General features: G+C 37.1%; 8 protein-coding genes. 7 read left to right on the forward strand and 1 reads right to left on the reverse strand.

Going from position 1 to position 13730, the window contains the following annotated elements; translation table 11 throughout:
* From B9A18_RS01340 to B9A18_RS01370, 7 genes are all read left to right on the forward strand, one after another.
* Positions 1-1467: a TlpA family protein disulfide reductase gene (locus tag B9A18_RS01340; RefSeq protein WP_084286867.1), complete on the forward strand. Its 1467-nt coding sequence runs from the start codon at positions 1-3 to the stop codon at positions 1465-1467.
* Positions 1468-1634: 167 nt separating this feature from the next.
* The gene (locus tag B9A18_RS01345) at positions 1635-2231 is read left to right on the forward strand and encodes an RNA polymerase sigma factor (RefSeq protein ID WP_084286868.1); all 597 of its coding nucleotides are present in this window, start codon (positions 1635-1637) and stop codon (positions 2229-2231) included.
* 84 nt (positions 2232-2315) lie between these two features.
* Positions 2316-3479: a FecR family protein gene (locus B9A18_RS01350; RefSeq protein WP_084286869.1), complete on the forward strand. Its 1164-nt coding sequence runs from the start codon at positions 2316-2318 to the stop codon at positions 3477-3479.
* A 241-nt stretch (positions 3480-3720) separates the two neighbouring features.
* Positions 3721-7230: a SusC/RagA family TonB-linked outer membrane protein gene (locus B9A18_RS01355; protein ID WP_084286870.1), complete on the forward strand. Its 3510-nt coding sequence runs from the start codon at positions 3721-3723 to the stop codon at positions 7228-7230.
* Positions 7227-8579: a RagB/SusD family nutrient uptake outer membrane protein gene (locus B9A18_RS01360; RefSeq protein ID WP_084286871.1), complete on the forward strand. Its 1353-nt coding sequence runs from the start codon at positions 7227-7229 to the stop codon at positions 8577-8579. Before B9A18_RS01355 ends, B9A18_RS01360 begins: the two co-directional genes overlap by 4 nt.
* Positions 8580-8585: 6 nt before the next feature.
* Positions 8586-10103 (forward strand): TlpA family protein disulfide reductase, encoded by a 1518-nt coding sequence (locus B9A18_RS01365; protein WP_084286872.1) that lies wholly within the window; start codon positions 8586-8588, stop codon positions 10101-10103.
* A 624-nt stretch (positions 10104-10727) separates the two neighbouring features.
* Positions 10728-11837 carry a Fic family protein gene (locus tag B9A18_RS01370; protein ID WP_084286873.1) on the forward strand — a complete coding sequence of 370 codons (1110 nt, stop codon included), beginning with the start codon at positions 10728-10730 and terminating at the stop codon, positions 11835-11837.
* A gap of 275 nt (positions 11838-12112) precedes the next feature.
* Here B9A18_RS01370 and B9A18_RS01375 read toward each other — a convergent pair whose 3' ends face one another.
* Complete coding sequence (locus B9A18_RS01375; protein WP_084286874.1) at positions 12113-13135, reverse strand: PDDEXK nuclease domain-containing protein; 1023 nt, start codon at positions 13133-13135, stop codon at positions 12113-12115.
* Positions 13136-13730 lie beyond the last annotated feature (595 nt).

Consider the following 13730-nt stretch of genomic DNA (forward strand, 5'->3'; position numbering starts at 1 on the left):
ATGAAATACTTTAAAAGAATAACTCTTATAAATATATTTTGCGTCCTGATTTATACTGTTCCATTATGTGCTCAGGAAAGAATAAGGAAAGAAATTACGATTACTGGAACGCTTAATGATTCTTTAATTAATGAAATAAAAGGAACACCTATTATTCAGGCATGGACTGGAGAAGATTACTTAACTTATACGAGTGGGCATCCTGTAACTTTTAAAGCTAACAGTTTTACACTAAAGATCAATCCCACTTCTGATTTCATGTATTTTAGGTTTCAGTTTGGATTAAATGACTTACTATATCAAAACTATCTGATCAAGCCGGGTGATTCTATAGCCTTTAAATTACATAACAGCGCTATTAATTACGATTCAAACTCCAGTTTATTTAATTGTCAGTTTGAAATGCAAAAGGTAATCCAGACAATGAATAAATTAAATCGGAATTTTTCACTAATAAAGCAACAAGAATCTTATAACAATAAAATTGACAGCATTCTTTTAATACATGGTAAACAATTAGATGCGACAACAGTAAATCTAATCAGAACCAATTTTCGTAGTAAAATTATATCCTCAATTTGTCAAATATCACGATCTGCACTTTATGCACTTGCAAATAAAACGGATAAACTATTAATTGACACTAATAACTCAAATATCAATGACTTTTGTAATCATGCCAGGTATGCCAATTTTAAACCAGATGATTTTATAATAAGGAATTCTGCCCATTACGTTGATAGCTTTTATAATATTGAAATCTTAAAAATGCTGCTTCAAATGGGGATTTATGAAAATAAAGACAGGACAGATTATGGAAATAAAAAATTCAAGTTTATTCATGACTCGATCCTTAAAAATTATTCGGGCTTGTTAAAGGATAAACTACTAACAATGTTTTATTTAGAGTCCTTTAGGATGTCTCCTAAAGCAATAGATTATTTAAATGCAAATATTTCCAGCATCCATGATAGCAAATGTATTCAAATGCTTAAGGCCTTACAAAGTTCTAAAAGTAGCGGGAATCCTGCTTTTGCATTTGATTTAGCAAGCGATAATGGAAAACGGTATACACTAAATGACCTTAAAGGAAAAGTTATAGTTGCTACCTTTTATTCGACAGGATGTTCACCTTGCAAGGCCTTACATGCCTTTTTGAAAGACTGGAAGAAGCCCTTGCATAACAACCCAAACATAGCATTTGTAAACATAAGCATAGATGCGTATAGGCAAAAATGGATAGATGATTTGAGATTAAACATTTATACCTCTCCTAATGAAATTAATCTCTGGCTGGGTGAATCAAGTATAAGACACCCTATATTTAAGTTTTATAATTATAATGGTGGAGTTCCTGAGATGCTTTTAATTGATAAACAGGGTAATATCATAAGTTCTAGTCCCGTTCGTCCGATAGACCAACAAACACTGGTAAATTTTGATGCATTAATTAGAAAATATCTTTAAATAGAATTAATAGCTTGCCTTGTATGATCATCATATTATTCCCGGTTTTTATTTTTATCTGAACGCATTATACTTTATTGCTGCATTTTAATTAATATTGTCGTAACACTTTGTTAAATTAGTGATAATCAATCACTACACTTTTACTGAATTGAACTAACGATAATATGGAAAAGTATGGTAACCTTACGGATACAGAAATTCTACCCTTATTGAGGGCAGCAGACCGTGATGTTTTTCATATTGTTTACAATCGTTACCGTAACAAAGTCTATTCTGTTGCATTGAACGTACTACGAGATGAATTGGATGCAGAAGAGGTAATGCAGGAAGTAATGCTTAAACTCTGGCTTTCGGTGGGTACATTAAAAGATGACTCTAATTTAGAGGCTTATCTTAAAACGCTGACACGAAATTTAAGTTATAATGTTTTGAGGAGGCAAGCTTTGGTGGCAAAAACTGCAATCTCCAGGGGGCTTAACTGGAAAGACTATCACAATGAGACGGAAGAGCAAATAATACTGAGCGAAACTAAAAGAGTTTTGCAAGATGCAATTGAAAGGTTACCGCCTCAACAAAAAGTGGTTTATCAACTTTGTCAGCAGGATGGCTTAAAATATGAGGAAGCAGCTAAACAACTCAATCTATCCGCTCATACAGTACAAGGTTATATGAAGCTGGCGTTGCGCTCGGTACGTACTTACGTTTCGGTACATACGGATGTGGCAGTTGTGCTGGTTATTTTTGGATTACTTAAAAAATAATTTTTTTCATCTTCAATACCCCCGATCCCTGGGGGTTGGGGGTTTATATAATAAAGGGGGTATAAACACCCACCGGAATTGTATATGGATGAAAACAGATTAAGATATTTATACCAGAGGTTCAATGAAAGAACAGCTTCTGATACCGAAGTCGAAGAATTCTATCTTGCCCTTTTAGAACCGGAAGCCGAGAGGTTGATCAAATCTATTATTAACAAGGAATGGGATAATAGCTCAGTTGTTTATGAGACTGAAGTTGCTCAGTATAAAGCTGAAGAAATTTACCAGCATATCATTTCTAAAACTCCACTAGCAACTAAAACTAAACAGCTATGGCCTCGTATTGCAGCAGCAGCTGCTATTATACTTGCTATTGGTGTGGGTGTATTCTTTTATATGAACCAGTCGGTAAAGGAGACTGTTCAATCTGCAGCTTATGTCAATGATATTGATCCGGGCAAGCAAGGTGCCACCCTTACATTAGCTAACGGTAAAAAGATCAAATTAGCTGATGCAGCAAATGGCGAAATTGCTCAAGAAGCTGGCATCACTGTCACTAAAACAGCAGACGGGCAGCTTGTCTATGCTATTAAGGAAACTAATAACGACCTCAATAAAATCAACACCTTATCAACTGCCAAAGGAGAAACGTACAAGTTGCGTTTGCCGGATGGATCTTTGGTATGGTTAAACGCCGCTTCAAGTTTAACTTACTCTGCTAACCTAAAAGAGCGTGGGAAACGTAGAGTAAGACTTGACGGTGAGGCTTATTTTGAAATAGCCAGGGATAATGCACATCCTTTTGTTGTGGAAAGTAAGGGGCAGCAGGTGGAAGTACTGGGTACGCATTTTAATGTTAATGCCTACAAAGATGAAGTAATTGCTAGAACAACGCTATTGGAGGGAAGTGTAAATATAAATGGTAAAATACTCAAACCTAATCAGCAAGCGGAGCTTTCTGCTATAGGTATAAAAATAAGAGATGTGGATGCACAAGATGCTATCGCATGGAAAGAGGGTTACTTTACTTACAATGGTGAAACCTTATCTGAAATTATGAAACAAGTTGCCCGCTGGTATGATGTTGAAGTGATTTTTGAAGATGCTGGTCTTAAGGAAAAAACATTCCTTGGAAGCATTGGCCGATTTGAGCAAATATCAAAGGTATTGAATATGCTTTCCAGAACTGAAGTCGCATCATTTACAATAGAGGGAAAAACTATAAAAATTAAGAAAAAGAATAAATAGGACTAACCATCCACAGGGACTAATCAATTCCAATTGATTTAATAAATTATCAACTTAACTAAACGAAATATGAAAAATCTGAAAGATATTCCTTAGCATAGACAGCAACAATAAAGGGCTCCGATTTGCCGTCGAAACCCTTTCCTATCTGCTTTCCTGAAAACATTGAATTAACAATATTTTGTAACCTGGTGATTGCTCATCCTTCTAAAAACTTGCAATCATCATAACAGATGTACGAATGTATATAATTTTTACCAGATATGATATGCCGCCAGGCTACATCATAAAACTGCTTGTAATTATGAAACTAACTGTATTCATATTAATTACTACGCTAATGCAGGTAAGTGCCGCTACTTTTGGTCAAAAAGTAATCCTGAAAGAGAATAACCTCACTATCGAAAGGGTATTTAAAGAAATTCATAAGCAAACAGGATACTATGTGCTGATGGAGAATTCGGAGTTTAAGTCCACGAGAGTAAACACAAAGTTTCAAAATACGCCATTGAATGAGGTAATGGATTTCCTGGTGAAAGAAACTGATCTGACTTATACGATTGAAGAAAATACGGTGGTCATTAAGAAGAAAGTGCCTTCCTTTCTGGAGCGCCTGGTTGAGCGCTGGGCTAGTATTGATGTGCGTGGCATTGTGGTGGATGAGAAAGGCCTGCCTTTAGTAGGAGCCACAGTGAAGGTGAAAGGAACAGAGAAGAGAGTGGTGACTGGCGAAAAGGGAGAATTTTATTTGCAGAGTGTGGAGGAAAGAGCCGTGTTAGTGATCAGCTATTTGGGCTATGAATCTAAAGAAATTACTGCCAATAAAGATATTGGAGCGGTTAGGCTGATCTTGAGTGAAGGGAAACTTGATGAAGTGACCATAGTCAGCACAGGATACCAGGAGATTCCAAAAGAACGGGCTACTGGTTCATTTACCGTAATCAATAATCAGCTGATCAATCGTGCTGTTTCAACAAATATAATGGACAGGCTGGTTGGTGTTTCAAGTGGTCTGTTGCAAAATGATGGAACCGGTAACAATTTGGGAATTAGTATCAGGGGAAGAAGTACCATTTTTGCCAATACCCAGCCCTTAATTGTGGTAGATAATTTCCCCTATGATGGGGACATCAACAATATTAATCCCAATGACATTGAGAATGTAACGTTGCTGAAAGATGCTGCGGCAGCATCCATCTGGGGGGCCAGATCGGGAAATGGGGTAATCGTAATTACAACCAAAAAGGGAAGCTACAACGGAAAAACTCAAGTTTCCTTGAATAGCAATGTTACCATCGGGGGTTTGCCGAAATTGAGTTATGTACCTAATATCTCTACTTCCGGGTATATCGAAATGGAAAAACTGCTGTTTTCAAATGGGTTTTATGCTCAGATAGGGGGGTACAATCAACCGGCATTAACGCCAATAGTCGAAATTCTAATTCGCCAAAGGAATAATGAAATAACAGAAGGGGAAGCGAATACCTTGATCGCAAAGTTTAACCATGACTCGCGGGACGATTTTAAAAGGTACCTATACCGAAAACCCGTTAATCAACAGTATGCCCTTAATCTAAACGGAGGGACGCAAAATCAAAAATATTACCTCTCCGCTGGACTGGATAAAAACTTAAATAGCTTAAAAGGAAACGGTTTAGAACGTCTAACGCTCAATGCAAATAACACTTATTCCTTTTTGAACAATAAGTTAGAGATCACTACCGGTATAATGTATATGTATTCAAATGTTCAAAATAATGGAATTTCTCCCGGAAGTATTAAGTATGGGAGTTATAATACCTTGTATCCGTATGCCCGCTTAAGTGATGATCAGGGAAATCACCTTTCCATTCCAAAATACAGACAGATTTATCTGGATACTGCCGGTGGAGGGAAATTGCTGGATTGGAATTACAGGCCTTTGGATGAGCTTGCGCTATCTGATAACACAACAACTCAGAATGATGTTCAGGCTAGTTTTATCACACGCTATAAATTCAGTAAACAACTCTCTTTTGATCTCAAATACCTCTATGGAAGAGGGAACTCCAAAGCTGATAATGTAAATGCACCTGATAGCTATTATACCAGGAATTTAATAAACCGGTACAGCAGCATTTCTGGTGATGTGGTAACACGGCCCATCCCATTAGGCGCTATTCTGAATCGTACTTCAGTAGATTACAAGTCCCAGAACCTGCGTGCACAGGCTAATTACAGTAATGCCTGGGATAATAATAATCTAGACTTCATAGCCGGGGCCGAAATCAAAGATTTGGTTTCTAAAATAGGTGACGATATCATCTATGGGTATGATAAAAAACATACAAACGGCAGTCCGGTAGACAATGTGAGTTTGTTCCCGAATTACGTTACGGGCAACAGTATGCAAATTCCTTATGGTTCATTTGAACAAAATAAGATTGACCGTTACGTTTCTTTCTTTGGCAATATTGCTTATACCTACAAGAAACGCTATATCATTTCCGCTAGTGCCAGACAAGATGCTTCAAACTTGATTGGTGTCAACAGTAACCAGAAATGGGTGCCATTATGGTCGGTAGGAGGGAGCTGGATCCTAAGCGATGAAAAGTTTTATCAGGTAAACTGGCTGAATTATTTAAAGATCAGAGCAACCTATGGCTACAATGGAAATGTAGATAAATCTGTGGCCGCATACCTGGTCACTCAGCAATTGACTAATAATGTTTACGGTAATCCTACTTCATACATCCAAAATTCTCCAAACCCAGACTTGCGTTGGGAACGAATAGGGATGTTAAATCTGGCGCTGGACTACTCCTTATTCAATAACAGGTTATCCGGGAGCTTTGACTATTATTTTAAATCGGGCTTTGACCTGATGGGCTTCTCCTCATTGGCTCCTTCAACTGGACTTACTGTATTCAAGGGCAATACCTCAAATATGAAAGGAAGGGGAGTGGACATCGTGATAAATTCAAAAAACATGGACAATGCCTTTAAGTGGAGTACTTCCTTATTGCTAAGCACCGCCAGGGATAAGGTGACTGCTTACAATGTAAATCCGACAACGATCTCCGATTACATCAGAGGCAGCAGTCCAATTGTAGGGAAAACGGTTTATCCGGTTTTTAGTTATCGCGCTGCGGGGCTGGATGCACAGACTGGTGACCCGATAGGGTATTTAAATGGAGCAGTTTCTAAGGAATATGGTGCCATCCTGCTTTCTGCAAATCATGAGGATATGGTTTATAATGGGAGTTTGTTGCCTACCATTTTTGGGAGTGTGCAGAATGCTTTTACCTATAAAAACTTCAGTCTTTCTTTTTTATTGACCTATAAACTGGGCTACTTCTTTAGAAAGTCTTCGGTTAATTATGACAACCTGTTGAATGGTTTTGGATATGGGCATGTTGATTTCGATAAACGCTGGAAAAAACCAGGTGATGAGCGGATTACATCTGTTCCTTCCCTGATTTATCCTAACTCGACTGAAAGGGATGAGTTCTATAGTTTTTCAGAATCCCTGGTGGAAAAAGGGGACCATCTGAGGTTAAAAGACATTCAGATTGCTTACAGTTTAAATGGTAAGTTCAAAAACACCTCCCTGTTCAACAGCGCCCATATTTATGTATACCTCAATAACCTGGGCATAATCTGGAAAGCCAATAAATCAGGGATAGATCCTGACATGATTCCCACTCCCGGACAATATAGCAGTATACCATTGGCAAAAACCATTGCCTTAGGACTAAAAATAGACTTATGAAAACTTTTAAACTATTAATAATAGCGATTTGTGTATTGCTGAGTACAGCATGTAAAAAGTATCTCGATGCAGTACCCAATAATAAATTAACTGTGCCTTCCAGTTTAGGTGATTATGAAAAATTACTGGACAACCTGGAGGTAATGAACCAAGGTGTAGGTCCAAATTTGCTGGAAATTGGCACTGATGATTATCATATAGGCTTTGATGAGTGGCAATCAGCAAATGCTAAAGTTCGTGCCAGCTATGTCTGGAACAAGGATATTTTTGAGGGTAGCTCAGGTACGGATTGGATCAGCATGTATCGGGCTATTTATTATGCCAATATAGTGCTGGAAGGATTAAATGCGCTGAAAGTTGATCCCTCCCAGATTCAGCAGTATAACCGGATTAAAGGAAGTGCTTTGTTTTTTAGGGCGTTCTATTTTTATCTATTAGAGGAGGTGTACGGTATGCCCTTTAATCCTGAAACGATAGCCCATGAATTGGGCATTCCTTTAAAAATGACTACAAAATTAGAAGAGAAGCTTCCACGCTCGACTGTAAAAACTGTTTATCAGCAGATTGAAAAAGACCTATTGGAGGCCAAAGAGTTGTTGCCGCTTTCTTTGGATTTCTCCATTCCAAACAGACCATCCCGTTTAGTGGTGTACGCTTTTCTTTCCCGCATGTATTTAACGATGCAAAACTATCAGCAGGCTTTTGATTATTCCAATACCTGTTTAAATACCTATGGTGTCCTCACGGATTATAATGAGAAGAATTTAAACTCCAATGTACCATTTCGTGTCAGGATTAAGGAGGTCATGTTTGATTGCTCATCCTCAACTTACGGGCCGTACCCGGTTGATTCTATATTTTACGATGCTTATCAAACTGCTGATCTCCGTAAAATGGCCTACTTCAGACCGCTAAGTGGCAGGTTGGTGTTTAAAGGTACCTATTCAAGATCCGGGACCTCGGCTTTCCTTGGTTTCGCTACCGATGAGCTTTATCTGATCCGTGCAGAATGTGGTTCAAGATTAGGCAATCAGCAATCAGCTGTTGATGATTTGAACACACTGCTCGTAAAAAGATATAAGATTGGAGAGTACATCCCTTATGGCGTGGGAGCTCCAGATGAAGTGTTGAAAAATGTGCTCCTGGAAAGGCGGAAGGAGCTTGTCTTTAGAGGCATGAGGTGGATTGACCTGCGACGTTTAAATCAGGACCCTCAAACGAAGGTGACTTTATCAAGGGAGTTAAATGGACAAACTTATACCCTGGAACCTAATTCCCCAAGATATACCTATCCAATTCCACCCGATGAATTGGTCAATAATCCTAATATTATTCAAACAGAAAGATAAATTAAAATGAAAACAAAATTTTTATACTTGCTTGCACTGATGTTGCTGTCATCAATACTAAGTGTAGCCCAAGCTGGCACCAAAACCAATTTGATCAGTGATGATGCTGATAATTTTATCACCATTACAATCCAAACCGACCACCAATTGAGCTGGAACACCTTAACATTAAGTTATTGGAGTTCTTTAATGGATTACGATTATATCTCCTATCAGGTTAAAGCCCATAGGACAAAGGATAACCAGTTTAATTTTAAAATTCCGGTGTCTGATAACAATAAACTAGGTTATGTAAGTATTGTGAATGAAGAACCGCCCGAAACCCAATTTCAACGTTTTGTGCTCAGTTATTATCTGGTTGAAAAGGGCGATCGTGTAAGGCTACTTATGAAATCAGATTCTCCGGATGGAAAACAGAAGGAAATTCAACAAAATCAGCTTGTTTACGTTTTTTCTGGTGCAGGTTCCGAAAAGTACACGTTTAGGAAAGAAATGGAAAACATAGACAGTGATTCTCCAGCTGATATTATTGCCGCTAATTATGAATATAACGTTGAAAATAAATTTGACAAAGTCTTGACTGAGCAAATGCGTTTACTTGAAAGTTACAGAAGCAAGATTGGAGATCAGGCTTATTGGGTCTTAAAAGCTGATTTAATAGGGGGAAATGAAGCAAACAAATTGTCCTTTATTTCTACCACGCTCAGAGGCGGGGGTGGATTGGATTCTGCTAAAATAAAATATGTGTACGAGAAATATTTAACCAACAGTCCAGGTCAGAATTTGCCATTATTTGCAAAAGGCTCTTCCATGAATTACTGCAATTTCCTATTTGATTACGAGCGCTTGTTTTATCAATTGAGAAAGAAATCAAGGCGGATAAATTATGGCTATGAATTTTATGATTTGATAAAGCGCAAATATACAGGCACTTTAAGAGACAAGTTGATTGCCATGCTATGTGTTAACAATTATGCCCGGTTATCGGAAAACAAGTCTGTTGTAGACGATGCTTTAAAAACTGTTGAGCATCCAGATTTACTGCTGATTTTAAATAAACTTGCATCTAAAAATAAGGCCGTTCTCGCTTATAATTTCAAACTACCGGATAAAAATGGGAGCTTAGTCTCCTTAGCTCAATTTAAAGGGAAAGTGGTGTTCATGGACTATTGGTTTACCGGATGTTCGGGATGCACCAATTATTACAAGAATGTGCTTAAAGCGGTTGAGAAACATTATGAAAATTCAAAAGATGTTGTGTTTATCAGCATTTCCTCAGATGTTAAACGAGCGGAATGGATGAGTAGCATAAAACAAAATTTATATACTTCTCCCAATGCCATTAACTTATTTACTGCAGGAAAGGGGATGGATCACCCGGTAATTAAGGAATATAACATAAGATCGGGACCGACTCCAATGTTAATCAGCAGGGAAGGAAAAATGATCAGCTATAAAGGGCCAGAATTATATAATAAAGAAAGCCTAATTAAGGCTATTGAAGCTGCCAAATCAAATTTATGAGGCGTTAAAAAAGCCATTTTTAGACGAGATAAAGGTTTTAAGGTTTAGGTAATTAATAATAGAAGGGCTATTGACGGATGTCAATGCCCTTTTTGGAAGATTTCTTGAAATAGGTCGTGAATAAAAGATTAATACATAAACTCTCCACATAATCATGCTAATTTAATTTTATACTTACCAACTTTTTTGTTCTAAATCTTGAGTTTAAAGGTGTGTTTTTCGTTATATTAAAAAGTGAAACCGCCTTGGAAATCTTTTAATTATATAAATCCCTTGTTCTTTAAATCGTCAATTATTGGCCCTAAGATCTTACAGAAGCGGTCTAGATGTTCGAAGTATTCATGTGAGTGGACACTTAACTTCCCACCTTGGGAACAACATGGGAAGATTATCCGAAAATTTTTATATCGGATAATAAATTTAAATGAAGGCCTTTGGATTAATTTCTGAGGGCCTTATTTATTTCAAAATCTGGACATATAGAGAATTGGACATTAAAAACTGGACACATATGTGTAACGTGTCCAATTTTTATAAGAATATGAACATGTGTAGTTAATATGTTCATATTTATGCTTTAATTTGCATATATGTCCAGTTTTTAACCATAAAGTGAACACATGTATGGCCTACGATAGAGCTAAACCTTTTAATGATCTTCCATTGCTTCCTCCATCTAAGGACGTAGAGGATATAGAAATTCTAAAAAAACTCGTAACTGCATCGCGGACACTTGCTGCGGCAAACAGCACAGTAAAAAGATTACCAAATCCTTATATGCTGATAAATACGATAGCTTTGCAGGAGGCGAAAGCATCAACGGCTATAGAGAATATTTTTACGACTGAAGACGAGTTGTATAAGGCGGTGTCAGATTCAGTGAAAGAAAGTGATGCTAATGTCGGTACGAAAGAAGTGCTAAGATATAGAGAGGCATTGTGGCAAGGATATGATTTGCTGCATGATAAAGCAACAATTGATCTGGATTGTATTACGGGGATTTTCAGGAAAATCAAAAATTCTACAGATGGTTTACGCGCTCCTCAATCGTTAACAGTAATCAATCGCGGACAAAGCGAATTTCGGGCAGGTGAGGTTATTTACACTCCACCAAGAGGTGTGGGAGTTCTTGAGCCTTTACTGGAAAATCTATTGGAGTATTTAAATGATGATCGAAAACATTCCTCCGACCCTTTGATTAAAATGTGTATCGCTCATTATCAATTTGAGGCTATACACCCCTTTCGTGACGGAAATGGGAGAACTGGTCGAATATTAAACCTGTTGTATCTGGTGCATAAGGGATTGTTGGATCAACCAGTCTTGTACTTATCGAAATACATCATTGCAAATAAAGACGAATATTACTATAATTTGAGTATTGTCACTCAAAGAGGATTATGGAAGCCGTGGATACTTTATATGCTAGAGGCTATAGAGAAGACGTCACTATTAACAAGTCAATTAATCGTTAGTATTCTGGACCAGATGGAAGCTACCCTTGAACATGCAAGGGGGCGAATAAAATGGTACAATAAAGAGGTTAATGAGGCGATTTTTAGTCAGCCTTACATTAAACCTAAGTTTATTGGCGATTTGCTGGGGATTACCTCAAGGACAACCCTTACTAAATATTTTGCCGAACTTGTTGATGCAGGTATTCTGCAACCCGCAAAAGAAGGAAAAGAAGTCTTTTATATTAACGGAGATCTGATCTCCATTTTAGAAGGCTAGTTAGCGGCTCTATCGGCTCACGCAGAGGTTGGTAGGAAATGAAAAGCCAGCAAAAAGAGTGCTGGATTTTAAAGGTTTATGGAGTTAAAGCCCTGTTGAACCGGGAGGAAGCGGGTTAAATGATTCATCCTCTAACCCAGCGGCATTCTGCAAGTCCTCTATAAAAAAGTTCAAGTTCTGTATCTCCGAGAACACAGCAAGTTTAGAAAACCGTCTTTATTTTAATAGAGATGGTTTTTTATTTTAACCTATTTTCCATAGGCATTTAAATGTTACTAATTCACATTTAGGACAATTTCAACTTCTTCTATTAATTGCTGCTTATTAGGTAGTATGGTTGTATATTTTGATGCAAAAACGGTGTTGTCAAATCCACCTAGGATATATTCAGCAGTAATTTCGTCTTTTTCTGCACATAGGATGATTCCAATAGGGGGATTATCATTTTCATCATTGATTTCTGTTTTATAGTAGTTAAGGTAGGTGTTCAATTGTCCCGCATCAGAAATGTTAAGTTTAGTCGTTTTGAGCTCTATAAGAATGTAGCTCCTAAGAATTTTATTGTAGAAAACCATATCTACATAATAATGGGTGTTATTTATGGTTATTCGTTGTTGAGAGCCTACAAACATGAATCCTTTTCCTAGTTCCAACAAGAAGTCTTCTATATGTCGGATGAGTTTTGCTTCCAAATCTTTCTCTAGGAAGGGTTTGTTTTCAGGCATTCCAAGGAATTCAAATACATATGGATTTTTCAACAGGTCTTCAGCTTTAGAAATTTCTTGTCCATTTTGTGCCAATTCCAATACCTTTTCTTTATTTACCTTTCCTGATGAAAGTAATAATCTTTCAAATAATGAACTGTCAATCTGTCTTTTCATTTCACGGATTGACCAGGCAGAATTGATGGTTTCTTTTTCATAAAAGCTCCTTTTCTCTTTGTTCTCAATTATTAATAATTCACAAATATGCGACCAACTGAGTTGTCCAGACAGCGTCTGGACATTAGGGTATTCTATATGAAATTTCCGCATATTAAAAAGGTTGGATCTGGAAAAGCCCCTTCCAATCTCCTTTGTAAGAATTTTTGAAAGATTAAGAATAATTTGTCTTGAGGTTTGGCTATCAATTTTATTTTGATGCTCTGCATTTACAATCTCTTCGCCGATCTTCCAGTAAGTTGAAATGAGCTCACGATTAATGTTTTGGTATACACGTTTACGTGAATCATTAACAATCGATTTAATGGCTTCAAAAAGAACTTTATTAATATTTGTTACCTGGTTTTCATTATTCATCTTAAAACAAATCTAACGATTTTTCATAAGAGGCTGTTAACCATGGTCGGTGAAATTAGGAAGCATTTGACTTTCCCTTTCAGCCTTCCCTAAACGAAGAATGAATGATTTCTCTAAGTTAATGAATGAAGAAATTTAGTAACCTCCTTCATCATTCGAAATCAGTTCACCTAAAGCTACTATACGCTTCAAATCTGCCACAAAAGTGTTCGAGATTTTGACGATAGGGGACACACATAAATCCCACCTTGGGAACAACATGGGAAGATTATTCGAATATTTATATCGGATAATAAATTTACTGAAACTTGCTGACTCGGTACATATACCGGATAGTCATCAATGGATGGAAATTCTAAGTAGATCGACATATTGTTTACAGTAGGGTGTTTACCTCTAATAAGTCATAATTGCTACAAATTGTTTGGACGGAGGAAAATAATTGCTGACAACTTCTTTTACGTGAACAAAACAAGTTGGTTTGATGTTGTAGCTGAAATACAGGACAATGTTTAACTTCTTTGTTAATAGGTATTATGATATTCTTGAAATGGAGGACGGCCTGCTTAACAGGTCAAGGATAGCCATATTAATA

The sequence above is a fragment of the Pedobacter nyackensis genome (genome assembly GCF_900176505.1).
Classification (GTDB): domain Bacteria; phylum Bacteroidota; class Bacteroidia; order Sphingobacteriales; family Sphingobacteriaceae; genus Pedobacter; species Pedobacter nyackensis.

Coding starts and splice junctions, on each gene's coding strand:
- B9A18_RS01340 (WP_084286867.1), top strand. CDS start 1: ATGAAATACTTTAAAAGAATAACTCTTATAAATATATTTTGCGTCCTG.
- B9A18_RS01345 (WP_084286868.1), top strand. CDS start 1,635: ATGGAAAAGTATGGTAACCTTACGGATACAGAAATTCTACCCTTATTG.
- B9A18_RS01350 (WP_084286869.1), top strand. CDS start 2,316: ATGGATGAAAACAGATTAAGATATTTATACCAGAGGTTCAATGAAAGA.
- B9A18_RS01355 (WP_084286870.1), top strand. CDS start 3,721: ATGTATATAATTTTTACCAGATATGATATGCCGCCAGGCTACATCATA.
- B9A18_RS01360 (WP_084286871.1), top strand. CDS start 7,227: ATGAAAACTTTTAAACTATTAATAATAGCGATTTGTGTATTGCTGAGT.
- B9A18_RS01365 (WP_084286872.1), top strand. CDS start 8,586: ATGAAAACAAAATTTTTATACTTGCTTGCACTGATGTTGCTGTCATCA.
- B9A18_RS01370 (WP_084286873.1), top strand. CDS start 10,728: ATGGCCTACGATAGAGCTAAACCTTTTAATGATCTTCCATTGCTTCCT.
- B9A18_RS01375 (WP_084286874.1), bottom strand. CDS start 13,135: ATGAATAATGAAAACCAGGTAACAAATATTAATAAAGTTCTTTTTGAA.